20 protein-coding genes and 1 other RNA gene are annotated in these 22,395 nt (G+C 29.7%); 10 read left to right on the top strand and 11 right to left on the bottom strand.

The genetic code is table 11. The annotated features are described in order from the left end of the window. Position 1: 1 nt before the first annotated feature. Positions 2-838: an S-adenosyl-l-methionine hydroxide adenosyltransferase family protein gene (locus I0K12_RS07370; RefSeq protein ID WP_196886660.1), complete on the bottom strand. Its 837-nt coding sequence runs from the start codon at positions 836-838 to the stop codon at positions 2-4. A gap of 144 nt (positions 839-982) precedes the next feature. Between I0K12_RS07370 and I0K12_RS07365 the strand changes: the two genes are divergently transcribed. After that, on the top strand, positions 983-1,930 hold the full coding sequence (locus I0K12_RS07365; protein ID WP_196886658.1) for a PhoH family protein: 948 nt from the start codon (positions 983-985) through the stop codon (positions 1,928-1,930). Positions 1,931-1,981: 51 nt separating this feature from the next. Here the strand turns inward: I0K12_RS07365 and I0K12_RS07360 are convergent, their stop codons facing one another. The 5 genes from I0K12_RS07360 to ffs all read right to left on the bottom strand — a co-directional run bounded on the left by I0K12_RS07360 (position 1,982) and on the right by ffs (position 5,633). Then, positions 1,982-2,410 (bottom strand): lipocalin family protein, encoded by a 429-nt coding sequence (locus I0K12_RS07360; RefSeq protein WP_196886656.1) that lies wholly within the window; start codon positions 2,408-2,410, stop codon positions 1,982-1,984. A 188-nt stretch (positions 2,411-2,598) separates the two neighbouring features. Then, on the bottom strand, positions 2,599-3,867 hold the full coding sequence (locus tag I0K12_RS07355; protein ID WP_196886654.1) for an ectonucleotide pyrophosphatase/phosphodiesterase: 1,269 nt from the start codon (positions 3,865-3,867) through the stop codon (positions 2,599-2,601). Positions 3,868-4,021: 154 nt separating this feature from the next. After that, on the bottom strand, positions 4,022-4,675 hold the full coding sequence (fsa, locus tag I0K12_RS07350) for a fructose-6-phosphate aldolase (protein ID WP_196886652.1): 654 nt from the start codon (positions 4,673-4,675) through the stop codon (positions 4,022-4,024). Positions 4,676-4,702: 27 nt separating this feature from the next. Beyond that, the gene (locus tag I0K12_RS07345) at positions 4,703-5,509 is read right to left on the bottom strand and encodes an SDR family oxidoreductase (protein ID WP_196886650.1); all 807 of its coding nucleotides are present in this window, start codon (positions 5,507-5,509) and stop codon (positions 4,703-4,705) included. A 26-nt stretch (positions 5,510-5,535) separates the two neighbouring features. After that, an RNA gene (gene ffs, locus I0K12_RS07340) (signal recognition particle sRNA small type) lies at positions 5,536-5,633 on the bottom strand. Between the two features lie 116 nt (positions 5,634-5,749). On the opposite strand from ffs, the gene I0K12_RS07335 reads away from it, so the two are divergent. Then, positions 5,750-6,907, top strand: coding sequence for an acyltransferase family protein (locus tag I0K12_RS07335; RefSeq protein ID WP_196886649.1), 1,158 nt, complete (start codon positions 5,750-5,752; stop codon positions 6,905-6,907). An 18-nt stretch (positions 6,908-6,925) separates the two neighbouring features. On the opposite strand, the gene pepE is transcribed toward I0K12_RS07335, so the two are convergent. Continuing rightward, on the bottom strand, positions 6,926-7,627 hold the full coding sequence (gene pepE / locus I0K12_RS07330) for a dipeptidase PepE (RefSeq protein ID WP_196886648.1): 702 nt from the start codon (positions 7,625-7,627) through the stop codon (positions 6,926-6,928). A 146-nt stretch (positions 7,628-7,773) separates the two neighbouring features. Here pepE and I0K12_RS07325 point away from each other — a divergent pair, with 146 nt between their 5' ends. From I0K12_RS07325 to ligA, 5 genes are all read left to right on the top strand, one after another. Beyond that, a complete protein-coding gene (locus tag I0K12_RS07325) occupies positions 7,774-8,619 on the top strand; it encodes a carboxypeptidase-like regulatory domain-containing protein (protein WP_196886647.1) in 846 nt (281 codons plus the stop codon). A 271-nt stretch (positions 8,620-8,890) separates the two neighbouring features. Further along, positions 8,891-9,928: a nicotinate-nucleotide--dimethylbenzimidazole phosphoribosyltransferase gene (cobT, locus tag I0K12_RS07320; RefSeq protein WP_196886646.1), complete on the top strand. Its 1,038-nt coding sequence runs from the start codon at positions 8,891-8,893 to the stop codon at positions 9,926-9,928. A 254-nt stretch (positions 9,929-10,182) separates the two neighbouring features. After that, positions 10,183-12,567, top strand: coding sequence for a TonB-dependent receptor (locus tag I0K12_RS07315; RefSeq protein WP_196886645.1), 2,385 nt, complete (start codon positions 10,183-10,185; stop codon positions 12,565-12,567). A 3-nt stretch (positions 12,568-12,570) separates the two neighbouring features. Further along, on the top strand, positions 12,571-13,386 hold the full coding sequence (locus I0K12_RS07310) for a DUF4249 domain-containing protein (RefSeq protein ID WP_196886644.1): 816 nt from the start codon (positions 12,571-12,573) through the stop codon (positions 13,384-13,386). Between the two features lie 688 nt (positions 13,387-14,074). Continuing rightward, positions 14,075-16,081, top strand: a complete 2,007-nt coding sequence (gene ligA, locus I0K12_RS07305) for an NAD-dependent DNA ligase LigA (protein WP_196886643.1) — start codon at positions 14,075-14,077, stop codon at positions 16,079-16,081. A gap of 100 nt (positions 16,082-16,181) precedes the next feature. Here ligA and I0K12_RS07300 read toward each other — a convergent pair whose 3' ends face one another. The 4 genes from I0K12_RS07300 to I0K12_RS07285 form a co-directional block, all read right to left on the bottom strand. After that, positions 16,182-16,403 carry a hypothetical protein gene (locus tag I0K12_RS07300; RefSeq protein WP_196886642.1) on the bottom strand — a complete coding sequence of 74 codons (222 nt, stop codon included), beginning with the start codon at positions 16,401-16,403 and terminating at the stop codon, positions 16,182-16,184. A gap of 87 nt (positions 16,404-16,490) precedes the next feature. Continuing rightward, positions 16,491-16,874 carry a DoxX family protein gene (locus I0K12_RS07295; RefSeq protein ID WP_196886641.1) on the bottom strand — a complete coding sequence of 128 codons (384 nt, stop codon included), beginning with the start codon at positions 16,872-16,874 and terminating at the stop codon, positions 16,491-16,493. Positions 16,875-17,072: 198 nt separating this feature from the next. Further along, positions 17,073-17,480, bottom strand: a complete 408-nt coding sequence (locus I0K12_RS07290; protein WP_196886640.1) for a hypothetical protein — start codon at positions 17,478-17,480, stop codon at positions 17,073-17,075. Positions 17,481-17,541: 61 nt separating this feature from the next. Then, the gene (locus I0K12_RS07285; RefSeq protein WP_196886639.1) at positions 17,542-18,171 is read right to left on the bottom strand and encodes a 7-carboxy-7-deazaguanine synthase QueE; all 630 of its coding nucleotides are present in this window, start codon (positions 18,169-18,171) and stop codon (positions 17,542-17,544) included. Positions 18,172-18,540: 369 nt separating this feature from the next. Here I0K12_RS07285 and lon point away from each other — a divergent pair, with 369 nt between their 5' ends. From lon to I0K12_RS07270, 3 genes are all read left to right on the top strand, one after another. After that, entirely contained in the window at positions 18,541-21,018 is a 2,478-nt protein-coding gene (lon, locus tag I0K12_RS07280; RefSeq protein ID WP_196886637.1) for an endopeptidase La, read from the top strand. A gap of 120 nt (positions 21,019-21,138) precedes the next feature. Beyond that, entirely contained in the window at positions 21,139-21,771 is a 633-nt protein-coding gene (locus I0K12_RS07275) for a hypothetical protein (RefSeq protein WP_196886635.1), read from the top strand. A 61-nt stretch (positions 21,772-21,832) separates the two neighbouring features. Then, positions 21,833-22,264, top strand: a complete 432-nt coding sequence (locus I0K12_RS07270) for a lipocalin family protein (protein WP_196886633.1) — start codon at positions 21,833-21,835, stop codon at positions 22,262-22,264. Positions 22,265-22,395 lie beyond the last annotated feature (131 nt).

Here is a 22,395-nt window from a genome sequence, read left to right as displayed (position 1 = left end):
TTTATTCTTCTAAAAAATTAACGACTATATGATCTCGGTATCGCAGCCCTAAAAGACTGTTTGCTCCTCCGACGGTCGCTAAATTACTTTTATAGATGGCAAGTTCCAAGAAATTTCCAGAATTAAATATCGCTAATCGACTTCCGTCTTTATATTGTTGTTCTGCAGGAAGAGAAAAATCAACAATATCACTATATTTTTCAAAGATTTTTTTAAACTTATATTTCTTTGCAACAATCTCATATAGTCTTCCATTTCCGATTTTCTCGAAAAGTTTTCTACTAATATTTGTCACTACATTTCCGTAATTATCAATATAAATAACACTTCCAGTAATTTGATTATTTCCTTTCTGAACTACAGGTTGTAGCTCTGTCAATTCTTTGTAATTCTCCAATGGTTTCCCAACTACTTCTAACTTTCCTCCTCTTAAAATATGACAAGCAACTTGTACAAAGTCTGTCAACATATGATTAGAAGTTTTTTGAAACTCAGGAACATTAATTTCTACAATTTGCTCTGGTTTAATATCAGAAACAATCATAGAAATCACTCCATTATCTGGACAAACAAAATAATGCCCGTCTAGTTTTAAAGCTATATGTTTATTTTCAGGATTTGGTTCACAGTCCACTCCAATCATGTGCACACTTCCTTCCGGAAAGCTTTTATAAGCATTCTTCACAACATAGGACGCTTCTGTAATATTAAAAGGAGATATATGGTGTGAAATATCCACGATATTTACATCAGGTAATTGTTTAAATATCATTCCTTTTAAAGCTCCAACAAAATGGTCTTTTATTCCAAAATCTGTAGTAAGTGTAATTAGGGACATTGACAATTTTTGACTTATAAATAATTGATTATTACTTTGTTTTGTTATTAAATTGATAATCCAAGCGCAAAGGTATATAATTATATATTATAATTTAGTACTTTTAAGCTGAATTTTAGATTAATAACTTAAAATTATTAACATTTGAACGAAAGAATAATAGAACTTTTGGAAATTAACCCTATGGACTTATATGGTGCGGAAAATTCAAACGTTACCATATTAAAGACATATTTTCCAAAACTTAAAATAATTGCTAGAGGTAATAAGTTAAAAGCTTATGGTTCTCCTGAGATACTTGATGAATTTGAAAAACGTATCTCTATGCTAGTCAAATACTTGAACAAGTATAATAAACTTGATGAAAATAGTATTGAAAGAATTCTAACTTCTACAGGGAAAGAGCAAAAAAATATGCAACTTCGTAGTGAAGTTCTTGTACATGGCGTTGGAGGAAATCAAATCAAGCCACAAACAGAAAATCAGCGTTTGATGGTAAAATTGATGGAAAAGAATGATATGTTATTTGCTACAGGTCCTGCTGGAACTGGAAAAACGTACACTGCAGTAGCTTTAGCTGTAAGAGCTTTAAAAGAAAAAACGGTTCGTAGAATCATTTTAACGAGACCTGCTGTAGAATCTGGAGAAAATTTAGGTTTCCTTCCTGGAGATTTAAAAGAGAAATTAGATCCGTATATGCAACCACTATATGATGCGCTACGTGATATGATTCCGTTTGAAAAATTAGACTCTTATATTGAAAAAGGTGTCATTCAGATTGCACCACTAGCATTTATGCGTGGGCGTACTTTGGATAATGCTTTTGTAATTTTAGATGAAGCTCAAAATACAACACATGCGCAGATGAAAATGTTTTTGACACGTATGGGAAAAAATGCAAAGTTCATCATTACAGGAGATCCAGGACAGATTGATTTACCTAGAAAACAAGTTTCTGGATTAAAAGAAGCATTACTGAGTCTGAAAGATGTAAAAGGAATTGGGATGCTATTTTTAGATGATAAAGACGTTGTTCGTCATAAATTAGTAAAAGAAATTATCAAAGCTTATAAAAGCATTGAATCAGAATAAAAAAAGGTAAGTTTTTCAACTTACCTTTTTCATTTTTTGAAGATTTACTAATTAGTTAACTCTAGTTAAGTGAGATCCGATTTCATCCTCTACTCCATTTTCATCAAAATCTGCTTTAATAAACAATTCTATTTCAGAATTTGTCAATTTTCGAATCTCAAACACATCAGTTTCTACATCTTCTCCATAAACATAAGATAGAGAAAGCGTATTACCATCAACTTTCCAAGTTCCTTCTTCATAAGATTCTTCTAATTCACAATCTGTATAATCATGAGATACAATGTTTCCATTATTTAAAAACTCAATATAAAGATTATCACAATCCTGATCTGGATCAAGAAACTTAACACCATTGACAATATTATAATCTGGATCCCATTTTCCTACTACAGTAGCTACTGATCCATTATCGTCATCGCTTGAACATGAAGTAAATGATAAACCTAATGCTAATACTCCTAGTAATACTTTTTTCATAATAATTTAAATAATTTTGATTTATAATTAAATTTTGAATCAGCATTTACAATTCATGTGCCAAAAAAATAAAAATTATAAAACTTATTATGACAAATATTGTACTAACACTATCTATCAGTATTTTATAAAACAAAAAAAGACTATCTAAAAATAGATAGTCTTTTAAATTCACATTTTAAAAAATATTATTTTAAAACTTCTAAAGCTTTTTCTTTATCTCCATCGTTTGATGACGGTTCAATTCCGATAATTGAACACATTAATTCATACAAATCAACAGTATTAAAAGAATCTATATTTTCTTTTTTAAATTTCGTTCCGTTCGCTATGAAAATTCCATGCATATCTTCCCCTTTGAAAGGATCATATCCATGCGTTCCTGTTCCGTTTGCACTATTAGGATTATTTTCAAAAAAACTTCTTGTTGACATTGTCCAACCTTCTTCTGCTACAGTAATAATATCTGCGATATAAGGATGATTTGAATAATGTAATCTTTCTGGAACTTCCTCTTTTAAATAAACATCCATATGAGGATTTGCATCTTTTAACTGATTATAAATCTCCATTTTTTTAGCTGGATCATTTACTGTAATTGTTCCAACTGGTGTATAATTACTATTAAAAGAAACCTCATCCGTATCAATATAATCATCATAGAAAACCGCTCTATCTCTTGACAATTCAGACATTCCATGATCTGACACAATGATAAGCTGTACATTTTCTGCTAATTCATGTTCTTTTATTCCATCGTATAATCTTCCTAAAAGAAAATCAATTTGGCTAATTGTATTTTTAACTTCATCTGAATTTGGCCCATATTTATGTCCTGCACTATCTACAATACTGAAATATAAACTTATAAATTGTGGACGCTCTTCTTCTGGTAAATCTAACCAATCTAAAGCTGTATCAACTCTTGTAGTATTTGCGATATTTCCATTATATTCTTTCCAAATAGAAGGACGAACTCCTTGAATTGGAGCTTCTGAACCTGGCCAAAAATAAGTAGCTGCCTTTACATTTTGCTTTTCAGCTGTTACCCAAATTGGTTCTCCAAGATACCATTTTGGATCTTTTACAGCATCTGAAGAAATACTGTACTTATCTCCATTTTCATCATAAAAAGTATTCATAATAATTCCATGATTTTCTGGATGCTGACCTGTCACTAATGATAAGTGATTTGGGAAAGTTTTTGAAGGAAAAACAGGAATTAATCTTTCTGCTTTCATTCCTTCATTTACAATTCTATCAAAATTTGGTGTATTAATTTTATCTGTATAATCAAATCTAAATCCATCTACAGAAACTAAAATAACATGTTGTTTCTCATAAGGTGGTTTTGGATCTGGATTCTGACTCGAAGGGCTTGAGTCGTCTTTGCTACATGCGAAAAAAGAAAAAGTAATCGCAAAGAAGCTTAGTAAAAATGTTGTTTTGATTTTCATCTTTTATAAATAATTAAGAGACTGCAAATTTAGAGAAATTTAAGACGATAAAATGTTAAATTTCTTTAGACATAAACACCTATTATAAAAGTTCAAAACATAAAAAAAGCTCTGAAAAAATCAGAGCTTTTAAATTTTATATCAGAAAAGGATTTTAGTTTCCTTTTTTGTAATCTTCTAAGAATTTTGCTAAACCGATATCTGTTAAAGGGTGCTTTAATAATCCTTCGATAGCACTTAATGGCCCAGTCATTACGTCTGCTCCAATCTTAGCACAATCAATAATGTGCATTGTGTGACGAACAGAAGCAGCTAAGATTTCAGTATCAAATCCGTAGTTATCAAAAATCATACGAATTTCTTGGATTAAGTTTAATCCATCTGTAGAAATATCATCTAATCTTCCGATGAATGGAGAAACATAAGTAGCTCCAGCTTTTGCAGCTAAAAGTGCTTGTCCTGCAGAGAAAATTAAAGTACAATTTGTACGGATTCCTTTGTCAGAAAAATATTTTATTGCTTTGATTCCTTCTTTAATCATAGGAACTTTCACAACAATCTGAGGGTGTAAAGCAGCTAAAGCCTCTCCTTCTTTAATCATTCCTTCGAAATCTGTAGAAATAACTTCCGCACTTACATCTCCATCCACTAGGTTACAAATATCCACATAGTGTTTTAAGATATTATCTTGCCCCGTGATTCCTTCTTTAGCCATTAATGATGGGTTTGTTGTTACACCATCTAAAATTCCTAGAGCTTGCGCTTCTTTAATTTGCTCTAAGTTTGCTGTGTCAATAAAAAATTTCATTTGTGTTGTTTTTAAATTTTTGTAAAATTACAATTTATAATGATTCATTAGTAATTTTTCATACATTCTGTCTGGTAAAATTCTCTTCAATACGATAGAAAATTTCTGCATAAAAACACCTACTTTATAATGAATTTTAGGATTCTTGTTTTCAATAATATGATGCACTGCTTTTGCCATCAAAATTGGATCTGATCCAGTGTCTACTTCTTCATCAATTTGGCGAAGTACTTCTCCGTATTTTTCTTCGTAATCCGAACCTTTAAATACTGGAGTATGATATCTTCCTGCTGCAATATTTGTGACAAAATCACCTGGAGCAACATCTACCATTTTGATTCCAAATTGTTTTACTTCCATGCTCATCGCTTCCGTAATTAGTGAAACTGCTCCTTTTGTTGCAGAATACACGCCACGATATGGAAGTCCCATATATCCAGCGATAGAACTTACATTGATGATAATTCCATCTCTTTGTTTACGCATTGTTGGTAAAACTCCTTTGCAAACATTCAACAAACCAAAGAAATTAGTATCAAATGCTTTTTTGATTTCTTCCATTGGTGTTTCTTCTACAGGTCCTGTTATTCCAATTCCCGCATTATTTACTAAGATATCGATTTTACCTTCTTTTTCCACAATAAAATTTACTGCTTTTTCAATAGAATCAACATCAGATACATCTAATGCTACTAAATGAAAATTGTCGTTAAATTTTTCTTGTTTTGGATTTCTGCTGGTACCGTAAACTTTGTAGTTTTTTGAGGATAAGTATTCTCCGATTGACTTTCCAATTCCTGAAGATCCTCCTGTGATTAAGACTGTTTTTGCCATAGCTTATGTGAAGTATATAAACAAAAAAACGGCAAGCGACCTACATCACACTGCTCAACCTAATACCCTTGCTGCGTTCCCGCCCTGGGGGATTCAAAGGGAGCTAGTTGTGTAGGACTTGCCGAGTGCAAATATACAATCATTTTTAATATCTGCAAGACTTTTTAATAAATTAGTGTAATATTTTTTCCTAAAAAAACGTTGTCTTTTTGTTAAATTTGCCGAATCAAATGAAAATCAATGAATAAAAAAATATTATATCTTGAAGGTTTTAGAGGAATTGCTGCTTTTATTGTTCTAATTTCTCATCTTAAAGAGATGTTTAATGTAGAAATTTATAAAAATCTTCTTTTAAATTTTGTAGACATACCTTTTTCCAAATACTTTATCCATCCTTTTTTTCATTTTTTCACTAACGGCAATCTAGCAGTTCATTTATTTTGGGTGATGAGTGGTTACGTTATTTCAATTAAACTTTTTCAATTAAGAGATCAAAATTATTTAATCTCAAGTTTTATGAAGAGGTATTTTCGTTTAATGATTCCTGCTTTTTCCTCCATCATTTTTGCTTTCATTCTATTAAGTTTTGGATTAATGTTTAATAATGAATTAGCAACTTATTTTGAAATTGAATATAGTAGAAACGATTGGCTGTTTGACTTATATAATTTTGAACCAAATTTTATTTTGATGCTAAAAGATGGAATTTGGAATACTTTTTTTGATTTTAAATATTCTTCCAGTTATAATGGCGTTTTATGGACCATGAACCCTGAATTATATGGATCTTTCGCTTGTTTCTTTATTTTTGCAGTATTCTCAAAGCATAAATTAAGACATTATATTTACATCTTATTCTTTCTTCTATCTATTCCTCTTAAGATTTACTGGCTTGGAACATTTATGATAGGATTTATGTTATCAGATTTTGATAATAATTCTTTTGTTAAAAATACGTTTATCGAAAATGTTTGGAAAAATGTTTTGTCTAAAAAATTGATTAACATAAGTTTCTTTATGGTAGTCGTGTTTTTATCTGGAATTTTCCATTTTAAACCATTTTTTAATTTCCTTACAAGTATCTTATTAATTTTAATTTTGATGAGAACTAAATCTATTCAAAAATTATTTATTAATCCCTTTTTTCTATGGTTAGGAAAAATATCATTTAGTCTTTATCTAATCCATATTCCGATTCTATGTTCGCTTACAAGTTGGTTGTTTTTATTTTTAAAAGACAAAGTAGGTTATATCGAAAATATGTTGATTTGCTCACTTGTAACGATCGCTACAACTTTTATTTTAGCGGCCTTTTTCACAAAATATATAGATTTAAAATCTGTAAAAATTGCAAATAAAATTGGAGCTTTTTTTAAAGAAAATAAGAAAGTAGGTTGAATACTCAACCTACTTCAATTATAAACTAACTAGTGTATTTGTATTTAATTCTTTAGGCTCTTCTCCTTGTAAAAATAATCTTGCGGAATGTTCCCCTCGAAGGATGATTTCTTCTCCTTTCACCTCTAACCAACTTCCTTCTCGAAGTCCTAAAACTGGTAATGAATTGTATGTATGGAATTCTTTAATTCTTGTTTCACGAGTTTCTCCCATATGTGTAGAATCTGGAATTGGGTCTAAATAATGCGGGTTTACATTAAAATTAATAAATCCTAAAGTTTTAAAACTTGGCGGATAAACAATTGGCATATCGTTAGTATTATTAATTGTTTGCCCACAAATATTACTTCCCGCACTTGTTCCTAAATAAGGTGTTCCACCATTTACAGCATTTTGAAGTGCTTCGATAATATTATTTTCATACAAAGCATTTACTAAAACAAAAGTATTACCTCCTCCAGTGAAGATTCCTTTTGCATTTTCAATCGCATCTATCGGATTTTCAAAAGTATGTAGTCCTTTTACTTTGATACCGATAGTTGCAAAACCTTTACTAGCAATTTCAGTGTATTCGTCATGTGTAATTCCGCCCGGTCTTGCATATGGAACGAAAACAATTTCTTCGATTCCTTTATAAAATTCTTTAAGAGTTGGTAAAATATATTCTAAATAAGATTGTCCGTGTACTGTAGATGTACTTGCTATGATAATATTTTTCATCAAAAATTGATTTTGAACAAATTTAAGCAATTCAAATCTTTAACAAAATTTTACATATTGAGATGTAAACTAGCTTTGCTTTAATTAGTTTATTTGTTTTAAACTATTTAGTTAAATTTTTTACAATAAATTATCAAAAAATAAATATGAAAATAAAATTACTTTTTTTGTTCCTCTTTTTAGGAGTTACAAATGCATTCGCACAGCAAAACTCAATTTTAGTTCAAGGTGATTATTATAAAGCTTATCTTTTAAACGAAGGTGAAAGTGTTGCAAACATTCATATTGTGAATAAAAATAAAAACACAGTAACTATTTCTGATGAAAAAGGATATTTTCAGATTCTTTGTAATGTGGGGGATATTTTAATAATTTCTGCTGTAAATTTTGAACAAAAAGAAATAAAAATCCCAGATGATTTCAATACTTATCAAGTTCATTTTATTGATTTAGAAAATAGAATTGAATTAGAAGAAGTAGAAATTAAAAGTCATGATCTTACTGGTACTTTAAGTTTCGACTCCGAAAAAGTTCCTGAGAGTGATTTATCCAAGATAAATCCTGACGCTTTAGATTTTACTGCTGCATATGGTAATTTTGGTTATGATTTAAACGATAAAAACTCTGGAGCTCCTATAGTTAACACCGTTCCAGGAAATAACATTGGTGGAGATGTCATAGGAATGGCTGCTTTTATTGCAGCTCCAATAGTTAAGGTATTAGGACCAAGTGATCTTAAACAAAGAGTGAGAGAAAAAGAATATCTAAGAGCAAGAGAATATGAAGAACTAACCAAAAACTTACCAAGTGAAATGTTGAAAAGGTATGGAAAAACATTCTTTACAGATAGAATTGGAATTCCTGAAAATAAGATTGAAGATTTCGTCAAATTTTGTTATAAAGATGAAATTGTAGGCTTATATCAAGATGAAAAACATTTGGAACTAATTGAAATTTTAATAAAAAATAAAGATCCTTTTTTGAATAGATAATAAAAAGAAAAGTAGAATTTTCAATGAACTCGTTTAAACTTTTTTGCCAAAACTAAGAGTTTTATCTGATGTTTATTGATGGTGAAGAGAAAAAATTTCAGCATAGCCTTAGCTATGGTTAAAATTTTTCACAAGCCAGTAATGAACATGCTTGAAACGAATTTTGAGTTAAAAAGTTTAAATGAGTTCAATTCGTTAAAAGTAAAAATTTAATCTTTTTTTACTAGCTAAAACAATATATTCGTTCTCGAAAAATTATAATTTATAGAACATGAATTTTGGTATTGAAAAACTAAACACGGATTTAGATAAAGATATTCAACATAAAATAGATACAAAAACAAAACCTCTTGGAGCTCTAGGAAAACTGGAAGATATAGCTTTTAAGATTGCTAAAATCCAACAGACTTTAGAGCCAAAAATAGAAAAACCAGCTATTTTGGTTTTTGCTGGAGATCATGGTATTGCGAAAGAAAATATTGTAAATCCTTTTCCACAAGAAGTTACTACGCAAATGGTTTATAATTTCTTGAATAAAGGAGCTGCTATTAATGTTTTTTGTGAAGAAAATAATGTGGATTTAAAAATTGTGGATGCTGGTGTAAATCATGATTTTGAAAATCACTCTGAACTAATCAATGCTAAAATTGCCTTTGGAACTAAAAATTATCAAAAAGGAGTTGCGATGACAAATGAAGAATGTCAGAAAGCAATTTCTTTGGGTAGCGAATTAGTTTTAAAACAAAAAAAAGAAGGAACAAACACAATTGGTTTTGGAGAAATGGGAATTGGAAATACTTCTGCGGCTTCTTTAATTATGCATTATGTAACCAAAACTTCCATCGAGAAATGTGTTGGAGCTGGAACTGGGTTACCTTCTGAAGGAATTTTGAAGAAAACAAATGCGCTGAAAGAAGTAATTTCATTTCATGGGGAAATTGAAAATCCTCTTCAAATTTTACAAACTGTTGGCGGTTTTGAAATTACAATGATGTGTGGCGCAATGTTAGAAGCTGCAAAACAAAAAATGACCATTTTGATAGACGGCTTTATTTGTACTTCAGCCTTATTAATTGCTGCAAAAATAGATTCAAATATTTTAGACTACTGTATTTTTACTCATAATTCTGAAGAAAAAGGACATGAAAAAATGTTGGCTTTTTTAAACCAAAAACCATTATTAAACTTAGGATTAAGACTTGGAGAAGGAACTGGAGCAGCACTTTCTGTACCGATTATAAGAACAAGTATTGCTTTTTTTAATAGAATGGCAAGTTTCGAATCTGCGGGTGTTTCAGAAAAAAATTAAAAATATTATAAAATTTAAACACAAGAATATAAATGAATTAAGAGGTCCTATCGACCTCTTTTTTTAAATTTTTATTTTTTTTTGAAAAATGAGTAGGGGTAAAATTCAATTCATGCATCTTAATATTAAACAGAGGAAATAAGTAAGTATAAATTAAACCCACTATATGATTTACAAAACTTAATGAGAATCGTTAATAGAATGAAACCTTTAAAAAATGAAATTATCAAAAATTAAAAATTATTTAAAAACTGATGAATAAGAAGAAAATTCAAAAAGTAATAATTCCTATCTTTTTTGTGTTAGTAAGTTTTAGTGTTTTTTCTCAAAAGAAAATCACCTTTTCTGGAAATGTAAGTGATGAAAAAACAAATGAAAAATTATTTGCTGTAAGTGTTAGTTTTCCAGAGTTAAAATTGGGAACTACCACAGATGATGACGGAAATTTCAAAATTAATATTCCAACTGGGAATCATAAATTAGAAATTCAATATTTAGGATATCAAACTGTTTCAAAAACTATTAATTTCTCTTCAAATACTTATTTAGACTTCAAATTAACTCCTGAAGTGGAAAGTCTTGATGAAGTTGAAATTGTTAGTAAAGGAGTAACTACAACAGATGTAAAAAAGCCAGCTCTTGGTGTTTATAGTATTAAAGCTTCTACAATTAAAAAAATTCCTTCTGTTGGTGGAGAACCAGATATTATCAAATCGATTCAATTTTTACCAGGTGTAAGTAATAATGGTGAAGGAAGTTCAGGATTCAATGTTCGTGGAGGTGCTGCAGATCAAAATTTAATTTTATTAGACGGAACACCTGTATATAGTGATTCACATTTATTTGGGTTTTTCTCTGTATTTAATGCAGATGTGGTTAATAGTATTAAACTATATAAAGGCGGAATACCGTCGAAATTTGGAGGAAAAGTTTCTTCAGTTTTAGATGTTTATCAAAAAAATGGAACTTCTGATAAAATTCATGGAACAGGAAGTATCGGAACAATTTCTAGTAAACTAACTCTTTTTGGTCCTGTTGACAAACAAAAGAGGTTAAACTTCATGGTTGGAGGAAGAGCAAGTTATGCACATTTATTTTTAAAGCTTGCTAACCAAGACAACATTGCTTATTTCTATGATTTAAACACAAAATTAAATTATAAAATCAACGACAAACATCACCTTTCTCTTTCAGGATATTTTGGTAGAGATGTTATTGATTTAAGTGGAAGTTTTAATAATACATACGGAAATCAATTAGGGAATTTAAACTGGAAACAAAATTGGAATGATAAATTAAGTGCTGATTTTTCTGTTCATTATACTTCTTATGCATATAATTTAGAAATTGATATTGCGGAGTTTAAATGGAAATCTTCTACAAATAATACACATGCAAAATATGATTTCTTATACAATGCTAGCGAAAATTTCAAATTAAGATTTGGAGCAAATGGTGGTTATTATTGGTTTAATCCTGGAGAAATAGAACCATTAAATGCTGAATCTTCTATTAATAGTAGAAAACTTGACGAAAAATATGCTTACGAACAAGCTGCTTATCTTTCTATTGAACAACAATTATTACCAAAAGTAAAAGTAGAATATGGATTACGTTATAGCTTTTTCCAAAGAATCGGAAGTCAAGAGCAATACACTTATGTAAATAACATGCCTGTTGTTTACGATCCTATACAAGGAATCTACAAACCAGGGCAAGAAGATCAATTGATCAAATATTCTGGTGTGATTAAGTCTTTTTCAAATCCAGAACCTAGAGCAGCAATCTCTTATAATTTTGCAGAAGACAGATCTATCAAAGCTGGATATAATAGAATGTACCAATATGTTCATTTGATTTCAAATGCAAGCTCCCCTACTCCATTAGATGTTTGGGCTCCGAGTGGTACTTTTATCGATCCTCAAAAAGTAGATCAATATAGTGTAGAATATCAGCAAAATTTTAAAGATGGTGCTTATTCTCTAGAAGTTGGTGCTTTTTATAAAGATTTAAAAAATAGAATTGATTACATAGACGGAGCAGATTTAATTGCGCAAAATCAAATTGAAACTCAAATCCTTTTTGGTGAAGGAAGAGCTTATGGTTTAGAAATTTTAGCTCAAAAAAATGTTGGAAAATGGACAGGACTTTTAGCTTATACTTTATCTAAAGCGGAACAGAGAATCCCTGGAAGAAATGCAAATGAGCCAGGAATTAATAATGGAGAATGGTACGATGCTCCATACGATAAAACACACGATTTTAGTATGACAGCTTCTTATCAATACAACGATAAATGGAGCTTTAGCGGAAGTTTTGCTTTCCAAACAGGAAGACCAGTAACCTATCCTGATGCACAATATGAATATCAAGGAATTACAGTTCCAAATTATGCGGATAGAAATAGTAATAGATTACCAAGTTATCACCATTTAGATGTTTCAGCTACTTTAAAACCAAGAAAAAACAAGGGTAGAAAATGGCAAACAGAATGGGTATTTAGTATCTATAATTTATATGGAAGACAAAATGCAAATTCAATTTCATTCCAACAAAATGACGAAACATTAAGAAATGAATCTGTAAAGCTATCTATTTTCGGAATTGTACCATCTGTTACTTATAATTTTAAATTTTAAAAAATGAAAAAACTGATTTATATATTTTTATCTATTATTTCTGTAACATTTTTAGCTTGTGAAGAAGTTGTAGAACTTGATTTACCAGTAAGTCCTCCAGTTTTAGTAATTGATGCTGCTCTAGATTGGGAAGCTGGTACTAGCGGAGAAATTCAGACAATTAAATTGACAACAACAGCGCCTTATTATGACGAAAGTGTACCAAATGCAGATGGAGCGATTGTAACTGTTAATGATGAAAGCGGAAATACTTTTGAATTCATTGAAGAGCCTGGGACAGGAAATTATATCTGTACGAATTTCCTACCAAAATATAATGAAAAATACACGCTACACATTACTTATAAAGACGAGGATTATATCGCTGAAGAAACTTTAGCTCCAACAGTTCCTATTGATAAAGTAGAACAAGTAGATGATGCAGGTTTTTTACAAGATGAACTTGGTTTAAAAATATATTTTACAGACCCAGGAGATAAAGATTATTTCTATTATTTGGAATCAAAAACAAGTGCTAAGCCATTAAAAGATATTAGTGTTTTTGATAATGATTTTTCAAAAGGAAATCAATTAGATGTAAGCGTTTCGTTTGAAGATTCTGAAATTGGAGATGTGTTAGAAGTTAAGCTTTTAAACATTTCAAAACAATATTACGATTTCATGAATTTACTTTTAGAACAAGCTGATAATGGAAATCCTTTTGCAGGAAATCCAGCTGGTGTAAACGGAAATTGTTACAATCAAACAAATCCAGAAAATAGACCTTTAGGATATTTTAGGGTAACAGAAACAAGAAATATTACACATGTTTTACAATAAGAGTTTTGAATTTTTGAAGAAACAAGAGATTAAATTTTTTTCATAATGAGTCTGTTTAAAATTGTATCGGAATTTATTTTATAGTTTATTAAAATGCTATTTTGAAGTATTTTTTGGAGTACATAGCATCGCTATGGAGGAGAAAAAATACAAAAAAGAGCTTTTAAGAAGCATATAAATTGTTTTGATATAAATTTAAACAGACTCTACAATTTACTTGCATAGCGTTCGAACTTCAATCGAATCCCTTTGATTGAAGTTCACTTTAGTTCTCAAATTTTTCCTTTCTGATTTCTTGTTTTATTCATATAATTTCAACACTTGTCTAATCCTTCTTTTTTATGTTTTAATTGGTTAAACATAGAATTGAAGGATTTTTTTATCAACAAATTTTCCCTCACATTAAAATTTGGGCGAAACCATTTTTCTTCGTTTACAAAAAACTCAGAAAAAGGTCGGGCTTTCCATTTCAAGTTTTCATTTTCAAAAAAAGAACTTCTAAGCAATACGTTGGCTTCTAAGGTCGCCTCCGTTTGCAAAGAATTTCTAATTTTTTCAAAAGAAAAGCTTTCCACTACAATCCCTTTCGCAAAAAAAATCCATCAAAAATTTAGAAAATATTAAACCTAGAATCTTTAGTTCAAATATCAAGAAGTTTCTTATTTTTATCCTTTCACACACAAAAATTATGAGCAAGGAAATTCAAGAAAGAATAGAGACGTTAAGAAAAGAATTAAACGAACATAATTATAAATATTATGTTTTAGATACTCCAGAAATTTCAGATTATGATTTTGATATCAAACTAAAAGAACTGGAAAAATTAGAAGCTGAAAACCCAGAATATTTCGATCCAAATTCGCCAAGCCAGAGAGTTGGAGGACAAATCACAAAAAACTTCGAAACAATTACACACAAACAAAGAATGTATTCTTTGGATAATTCGTATTCAAAAGAAGATGTTTTAGACTGGGAAAAGCGATTACATAAATTAACAGGTGCAGAGAATATTGAATATACTTGTGAATTAAAATATGATGGTGCTTCCATTAATTTAACTTTCGAAAATGGAAACTTCGAAACAGCTGTAACAAGAGGAGATGGTTTTCAAGGAGATAATGTTTCTACAAACGTAAAAACGATTAAGTCACTTCCTTTAAAAATTAAAACTTCAGAATTTTTAGAAAACTTCGATATTCGTGGAGAAATCATCCTACCATTTGATGGTTTTGAAAAAATGAATAAAGAAAGAATTGAAGCAGGTGAAGATCCTTATGCAAACCCAAGAAATACTGCAAGTGGAAGTTTAAAACTTCAAGATAGTTCAGAAACAGCAAAACGTCCTTTGGATTGTTTATTATACCAAGTTGTTGCTGATCAAGATAAATATAAAACACATTTTGAAATTTTAGAAGCAGCTAAAAAAGTAGGTTTTAAAGTTCCTGAAACAATCGAAGTTTGTAAAAATGTTGATGAAGTTTTAGCTTTCGTAGAAAAATGGGACACAAAAAGACATGATTTACCTTACGAAACAGATGGAGTTGTAATCAAAGTAAATAGTTTAGAACTTCAAAATGAATTAGGATTTACTTCAAAATTCCCACGTTGGGCAATTGCTTATAAATTCAAAGCTGAACAAGAAAGTACTATTTTAGAAGAAGTAACTTATCAAGTTGGAAGAACTGGTGCAATAACTCCTGTTGCAAATCTAAAACCTGTACAATTAGCAGGAACTACTGTAAAAAGAGCTTCTCTGCATAATGCGGATCAGATGGAGAAATTAGACTTACATCTAAAAGACACCGTATTTGTAGAAAAAGGAGGAGAAATTATTCCAAAAATTGTTGGTGTAGACACAACGAAAAGAAAAGAAGATGCAGAAGTTGTAAAGTATATTACAAATTGCCCAGAATGTGATACAGAATTAGTTCGTAAAGAAGGAGATGCAAAACACTATTGTCCAAACGAATTAGGGTGTCCTCCACAAATTGTTGGAAGAATTCAACATTATATTTCTAGAAAAGCATTGAATATTGATGGAATTGGAGGAGAAACAGTTGCGCTTTTTGTCAAAGAAGACTTAGTAAAAACCTATGCGGATTTATATGATTTAAAAGTGGAGGAAATCATGCCATTAGAAAGAATGGCGGAAAAATCTGCGAAAAATATTGTAAACGGAATTGAAGCTTCTAAAAAAGCTCCTTTTGAGAAAGTTTTATTTGGTTTAGGAATTCGTTTTGTAGGAGAAACCGTTGCTAAAAAATTAGCCAAACATTATTTATCAATTGACAATTTAGCAAAAGCTACAAGAGATGAACTTGTCAACGTTGATGAAATTGGAGATAAAATCGCAGACAGTGTTATTGCTTATTTTGCCGAAGAAAGAAATCTAGAAATTATAGAGAAACTTCGTCAAGTAGGTGTGCAATTAGAAATGGATGCTACTGAAAATGTTGTAGAAAATAATCTTTTAGAAGGAAAAACATTTTTATTCACTGGAAAATTGACAAAATTCACACGTGATGAAGCAAAAGAAATGGTGGAGAAATTTGGAGGTAAAACAGTTAGTGGAGTTAGTTCTAAATTAAATTTCTTAGTTGTTGGAGAAAAAGCTGGATCAAAATTGAAAAAAGCAGAAGCTTTAGGAACGGTGGAAATCTTAACAGAAGATGAATTTTTAGAAAAAATAAATTAAAATAAGAAAGCGTCTAAAATACTTTGAGTGTAATTTTAGACGCTTTTAATATACTTTTCAGTAAAATTTGGGTTTTTCTTTGGAGTCATAATTAAGTAAATTAGGATATACTATAAACTTTATTCTGATTATCAATCCACTTACCATTTTTAGACTCCCCCAGGATTACGATTTCTTTAATTCTACCATATTGCTCAATTGCCGCCATCATGGCTTTTTTGGTTTCTCTTCTTAACTTAATTCCTGTTTTCTCACCTCTGTTTCTTACTTCAATATAAAATCCGTCTCTAAGTTTCCCTGGTTTAGTAGCTGGTCTTCCCATAAGTTTAAAAATTTGTTAATTAGTTAATAAATAAATTAAAACAACCAAATATGAGCAATAAAAAATTATTTTATTCTTATAGATATGTTAAAATTTCTTACCAATGATTGGTATCTTTTTCCTTTCATTCCATAGAAGAATAAGGCTTAAAATAAAACTTACTAAAGCAAGATAAAATACAGTTCCTCCATCCCCATTGATTTCGATTCCTAAAATTGTTAGATGAAATAAAATTGCTCCTCCGATAATTCCTACTGTCATCAAAGAACCTAACCAAACTGTTCTTGGAATCAAAATTAAAATTGCTGCTATAAGTTCTGCAATACCTGTTCCAATTCTCCCTGGAGCTCCAAGACCTACTTTTTCAAAAATGTAGATACTATCTGGATGCGCAGCAAATTTGAATCTTAAAGTTTGAACTAAAATAACTGCAACAACAATTCTAAATAATAATGATATGTACTTATTCATATTTTATCAATTAATAGTAATAAATTTTAATTTTTAGGATAGACGTAATCATTTTCAAAAATTACAAACTATTCAAAAAAAATCTTTTTTTATACTTATATGATTGTTAATACTTTATTTAAAGTACAAAAAAAATAGAATAAAAAAAAGGGCTTAATTGAAAATTTCAATTAAGCCCTTTTTAAAAATAAGTTTTTCTTATTGGATATATTGTTGGTAAGCTTTCTTAACAGCTCTATCAAAGTTTCCTTTAATTGCTCTCCATCTTCTAGAAAAATCTGTTGAATTCTGAGATAATTTTTCTCCAGATTTAATGTTTTTAATCATATCCTTCACATCTTGATGAGAAAATGTAGATTTTACATATTTCTTCATTGTAGACATGATTTCGTTTTTATGACTCATTAAATCTTTTTGTACTGAAGCAAAATCTGCTTTATCTTTTGCAACTTTCTTTAAAGACTCGATTCCATTTTTGTAAAAATCAGTTCCTTTATTTAATTCTAACAAGCTTTGAATATCTTGATCAAAAGAGCTTGATTTTTGAGCATTTGCTTGCAACATCGTGAAACATGCAAATACAAATAAAAGTAATATTTTTTTCATAAGAGTAAATTATTAATTTTGTATTAATGATGCTGCAATATATAAAAAAAATGTAAAAAGGTTAAGGAATGTTTAAATATTTATGAGTTTGTAAGGAAATTTTCCATTTCGGATTCTTCATTACATAATCTATAATTTTTGGAGTCATTTTTTCTCGATTACTCCACTCTGCTTGCAAATATAATCTACAATCTTTTGAAACTCTTTTTGCTTGTTCTTCAGCGAATTTGAAATCACTATTATTATAGATAATTACTTTTAATTCATGTGCTTTTTCTGCAACTTCATCTAAAGGTAATTTTGTTTTCTTTGGAGAAAGACAAATCCAATCCCAAACACCTGTTAAAGGATAAGCTCCTGAAGTTTCAATATGTGTACGAATCTTTCTTTCTTGTAAACTTTCAGTGAAATAAGTTAAATCCCACATTAATGGTTCTCCTCCTGTAATTACAACAGTATCTGAATTGTTTTCGCAGTTTTTTACAATAGAATCTACAAGCGTAGGCGGATGAAGTTCTGCATTCCAACTTTCTTTTACATCACACCAATGACATCCTACATCACAACCTCCAATTCTTACAAAATATGCTGCGGTTCCTGTATAAAAACCTTCTCCCTGAATTGTATAAAATTCTTCCATCATAGGTAACATTTTACCTATTTCGATTAACTCTTTCGTCTTCGTATCCATAATTTTGCAAAGATACAATATACTTTTTAAACAAAAATCATCTTTACAACTTCCTCTTTTTAAATGAATTGAAAATTAATTATGAAAAATTAAATATTTTAATCTTATCTACTGTAAATCATATTTTTACGATATAATGTTTTCATAAAATAATAGAAAATCAAATTTATTTTATTTCTAAATGAATAACTTTACGGGATAATAGTCTAAAACGCCAAAATACAATGGCATAACAATTGACTTAATACTACTATAATTCTTGTAGAATATATGTAAATATTTAAAAATCAGTGTTTTTTTAATCTGATTTTCTTGTATTTAAGCAAGAAAGTTAAAATGTTTACATGACAAAATGACTAAAAATACACTATGAGTGATTCTAAATTTATAAGACTTGACAAAATGTCATTAGAAAATATATTTGATGAAGATGCTGAATTAATTCCATTAATGACTCCAGAGGACGAAGAAAGGATTAATAATGAGGAACTTCCTGAAGTTTTACCGATTTTACCATTAAGAAACACTGTTCTTTTCCCTGGTGTTGTAATTCCTATTACAGCAGGAAGAGATAAGTCGATTGCTTTAATCAAAGAAGCGAATAAAGGTAATAAGGTAATTGGTGTTGTAGCACAGAAAAATGAGAATGTTGAAAATCCAACATTAGAAGATATTCATACAGTAGGTACAGTTGCTCGAATTTTAAGAGTTCTTAAAATGCCTGACGGAAATACGACTGTAATTATTCAAGGAAAAAAGAGGTTTGAAGTAAAGGAAATCATCCAAGAAGAACCTTTTATGAAAGCTACAGCAGTTCCAGTTCCAGAGCATCGTCCAGAAACAGAGGATAAAGAATTTGATGCAATTATCGAATCGATCCGTGAATTAGCTTTAAAGATTATTCGTGAAAACCCGAATTTACCTTCTGAAGCTAGTTTTGCAATAAAAAATATTGAAAGTAATTCTTTCTTAATCAATTTTGTTTCTTCAAACATGAATTTAAATGTTGAAGAAAAACAAAATTTATTAAAGATTGACAACTTAAAAGATAGAGCTCTTCAAACTTTAAGTAGAATGGACTTAGAGCTTCAAAGGCTTGAGTTGCGAAATGATATCCAATCGAAAACTCGTACGGATATGGATCAGCAACAAAGAGAATATTACTTACACCAACAATTGAAGACAATTCAAGAAGAATTAGGTGGAGTATCTTTTGAAGAAGAGATTGAGGAAATGAAAATGAAGGCCAAAGGAAAAAAATGGTCTGATGAAGTAAAGAAAATTTTTGAAAAAGAAATTGGAAGACTTCAAAGAATGAATCCTCAAATGGCTGAATATTCTGTGCAAAGAAATTATTTAGATTTAATGTTAGAATTACCTTGGGGAGAATATTCTCAAGATAAATTTGATTTAAAGAAAGCACAAAAGATTTTAGATAGAGATCATTTTGGTTTAGATAAAGTTAAAGAAAGAATCATCGAGTATTTAGCTGTATTAAAACTAAAAGGAGATATGAAATCGCCAATTATTTGTTTATATGGACCTCCTGGAGTTGGAAAAACTTCTCTTGGAAAATCTATTGCAGAAGCAGTTGGTAGAAAATATGTTCGTATGTCTTTAGGTGGTTTACGTGACGAAGCAGAAATCCGTGGACACAGAAAAACATATATTGGAGCGATGCCAGGAAGAATTATCCAAGGAATCAAAAAAGGAGGAACTTCAAATCCTGTTTTTGTTTTAGATGAGATTGATAAATTGGCTTCAGCAAACCAAGGAGATCCTTCTTCTGCAATGTTGGAAGTTTTAGATCCTGAGCAAAACACAACTTTCTATGATAATTTCTTAGAAGTTGGTTATGATTTATCAAAAGTTCTTTTCATTGCAACAGCAAATAATCTAGGTGCAATTCCTGCTCCACTTCGTGATAGAATGGAGATAATTAATGTAACTGGATATACTGTTGAAGAAAAGGTAGAAATTGCGAAAAAGCATTTATTACCGAAACAATTAAAAGAACACGGTTTAAACGCAGATCAATTAAAAATCGCAAAACCACAATTAGAAAAAATTGTTTCTGGATATACTAGAGAATCTGGAGTTCGTACTTTAGAAAAGCAAATAGCAAAAATGGTTCGTCATGCAGCGAAATCAATCGCAATGGAAGACGAATACAATATCAAAGTAACAAATCAAGATGTTTCAGATGTTCTTGGAGTTTCTCATTTAGATAGAGATAAATACGAGAATAATGATGTTGCTGGAGTTGTTACAGGTTTAGCATGGACAAGCGTTGGAGGAGATATTTTATTCATCGAATCTATTCTTTCTAAAGGAAAAGGTGGATTAACAATTACTGGAAACTTAGGTAAAGTAATGAAAGAATCTGCAACAATTGCGATGGAATATATCAAAGCAAATGCAGCAGATTTCGGAATTGATCACAGAGTTTTTGATAATTATAAAGTGCATATTCACGTTCCTGAAGGTGCAACTCCAAAAGATGGACCAAGTGCCGGAATTACAATGTTAACTTCTTTAGTTTCTGTATTTACACAGAAAAAAGTAAAAGCTCATGTTGCAATGACAGGAGAAATTACTTTAAGAGGAAAAGTACTTCCTGTTGGTGGAATTAAGGAGAAAATTCTTGCAGCGAAGAGAGCAAATATTAAAGAAATTATTCTTTCGGATGCAAACAGAAAAGATATCCAGGAAATTAAAGCTGAATATTTAAAAGGCTTAACTTTCCACTATGTGAAAGAAATGAAAGAAGTAATCGATTTAGCTGTAACAAAAGAAACAGTAAAAAATCCTGTAATTCTAGATTTACCTAAAAAAGAAGAAAAATAATTTTAGTAGTTTTTTGAATTATATAGACCGATGTTTTAAATAAAACATCGGTTTTTTTATTTCATCATTTTATTAAATTTTATTAATATTGTAATATTTTAATAACAAAAATTTAATGAAATGAAAAAAATTAGTATTATCATTGCTGTATTCTCTGTTATATCTTTAGTTTCTTGTAACTCTGATGATGATGGAATCAATGTTGAGAACAACAATCAAGAGCAAAATGACAACAATGACCAAAATGGTGATAACAATGAACAAAATGAACAGAATGAAGTAGATGAAGCTTTATTAACTGGTACTTGGAATATGCTTAGTCAAGACTACACAGGAGAAGGTTCTACAACTGCAAATGGAATTACTACTTCTTATACTTATGTTGGAGAAACTTTAGAAACAAATGTAGTTTTAAACTTAACGGACAATCCTAAAGAATTTGAAACTTCAGGAACTGTTGTTACTAAATTAACTACTAATTATAGTAATGGGCTTGAAGACATACAGACTTCACCAACTACTTTTGAATCTTCAGGAACTTGGTATTATGATGATGAAAATACTTTATATATGATTGGAGAAGGTGGAACTGGAGACGGAACAACTAATAGTTCAGAAGGAGCGGCAACTATTGTTGAACTTACAGATACTACATTGAAACTTCAAACTGTAATTGAACAAGATGAAAATATTAATGATGTTCATATAATAAATAGTATTGAGACAATTATTACCTACGAAAGAGCAGAATAAATCAAAAAAAACAAAACCCTGAAAAATAATATTTTCAGGGTTTTTTAAATAAAAGACAAATATGAAAAAAACCTTATTAGTAATTCTAGTATTAAGTCTAGTTTTTGCAGCATTTACAAAAATTGAAGAAAGTAAAATTGACAAATCTAAAATCATTGGGGTTTGGACAATTAATCATGCTGAATTTAATGGAAAACCACAAACAGATCTTCCTAATAAAAAATGTCAAGAAGAATTAACAGAATATCTTTCAGATGGTACGTTTAAAAGTATTGTTATGAAAGATTGTAAAATTGAACGCGAGGAAGAAATTGGAACATGGAAAGTTGAAGGTAAATACATTATTTCTAAAATGGGAGAAAATACTCCTGACTTAAAATTAGAAATTCAGGAACTGACTGATGTTAAAATGAAATTATACTATGATGGTTCCGTTCCTGAACTTAATAGTGACACTATTTTATTAGAACTAAAACGATATAAAAAAGAATAATCTTTTTCAAAAAAACTTAAAAGTAACCTCATATGGTTGCTTTTTTTATATCATTACATTTATTTTATATTACACGACTTTTCATAAAAATATATAATTATTTATGCATAATACTATTAAAATAAATTAGC

The sequence above is a fragment of the Aureivirga sp. CE67 genome (assembly GCF_015767245.1).
Classification (GTDB): Bacteria; Bacteroidota; Bacteroidia; order Flavobacteriales; family Flavobacteriaceae; genus Aureivirga.
Note: the sequence above shows the minus strand (reverse complement) of the source record. Positions and strands in the feature narration are given on the sequence as shown.

What these genes read in the sequence shown, in the direction of transcription:
- pepE (WP_196886648.1), bottom strand. Translation starts at nt 7,627, where the DNA reads ATGAAAAATATTATCATAGCAAGTACATCTACAGTACACGGACAATCT.
- I0K12_RS07370 (WP_196886660.1), bottom strand. Translation starts at nt 838, where the DNA reads ATGTCCCTAATTACACTTACTACAGATTTTGGAATAAAAGACCATTTT.
- I0K12_RS07345 (WP_196886650.1), bottom strand. Translation starts at nt 5,509, where the DNA reads ATGGCAAAAACAGTCTTAATCACAGGAGGATCTTCAGGAATTGGAAAG.
- I0K12_RS07325 (WP_196886647.1), top strand. Translation starts at nt 7,774, where the DNA reads ATGAAAATAAAATTACTTTTTTTGTTCCTCTTTTTAGGAGTTACAAAT.
- I0K12_RS07275 (WP_196886635.1), top strand. Translation starts at nt 21,139, where the DNA reads ATGAAAAAAATTAGTATTATCATTGCTGTATTCTCTGTTATATCTTTA.
- fsa (WP_196886652.1), bottom strand. Translation starts at nt 4,675, where the DNA reads ATGAAATTTTTTATTGACACAGCAAACTTAGAGCAAATTAAAGAAGCG.
- ligA (WP_196886643.1), top strand. Translation starts at nt 14,075, where the DNA reads ATGAGCAAGGAAATTCAAGAAAGAATAGAGACGTTAAGAAAAGAATTA.
- I0K12_RS07295 (WP_196886641.1), bottom strand. Translation starts at nt 16,874, where the DNA reads ATGAATAAGTACATATCATTATTATTTAGAATTGTTGTTGCAGTTATT.
- I0K12_RS07300 (WP_196886642.1), bottom strand. Translation starts at nt 16,403, where the DNA reads ATGGGAAGACCAGCTACTAAACCAGGGAAACTTAGAGACGGATTTTAT.
- I0K12_RS07360 (WP_196886656.1), bottom strand. Translation starts at nt 2,410, where the DNA reads ATGAAAAAAGTATTACTAGGAGTATTAGCATTAGGTTTATCATTTACT.
- I0K12_RS07355 (WP_196886654.1), bottom strand. Translation starts at nt 3,867, where the DNA reads ATGAAAATCAAAACAACATTTTTACTAAGCTTCTTTGCGATTACTTTT.
- cobT (WP_196886646.1), top strand. Translation starts at nt 8,891, where the DNA reads ATGAATTTTGGTATTGAAAAACTAAACACGGATTTAGATAAAGATATT.
- I0K12_RS07310 (WP_196886644.1), top strand. Translation starts at nt 12,571, where the DNA reads ATGAAAAAACTGATTTATATATTTTTATCTATTATTTCTGTAACATTT.
- lon (WP_196886637.1), top strand. Translation starts at nt 18,541, where the DNA reads ATGAGTGATTCTAAATTTATAAGACTTGACAAAATGTCATTAGAAAAT.
- I0K12_RS07290 (WP_196886640.1), bottom strand. Translation starts at nt 17,480, where the DNA reads ATGAAAAAAATATTACTTTTATTTGTATTTGCATGTTTCACGATGTTG.
- I0K12_RS07335 (WP_196886649.1), top strand. Translation starts at nt 5,750, where the DNA reads ATGAATAAAAAAATATTATATCTTGAAGGTTTTAGAGGAATTGCTGCT.
- I0K12_RS07270 (WP_196886633.1), top strand. Translation starts at nt 21,833, where the DNA reads ATGAAAAAAACCTTATTAGTAATTCTAGTATTAAGTCTAGTTTTTGCA.
- I0K12_RS07315 (WP_196886645.1), top strand. Translation starts at nt 10,183, where the DNA reads ATGAATAAGAAGAAAATTCAAAAAGTAATAATTCCTATCTTTTTTGTG.
- I0K12_RS07285 (WP_196886639.1), bottom strand. Translation starts at nt 18,171, where the DNA reads ATGGATACGAAGACGAAAGAGTTAATCGAAATAGGTAAAATGTTACCT.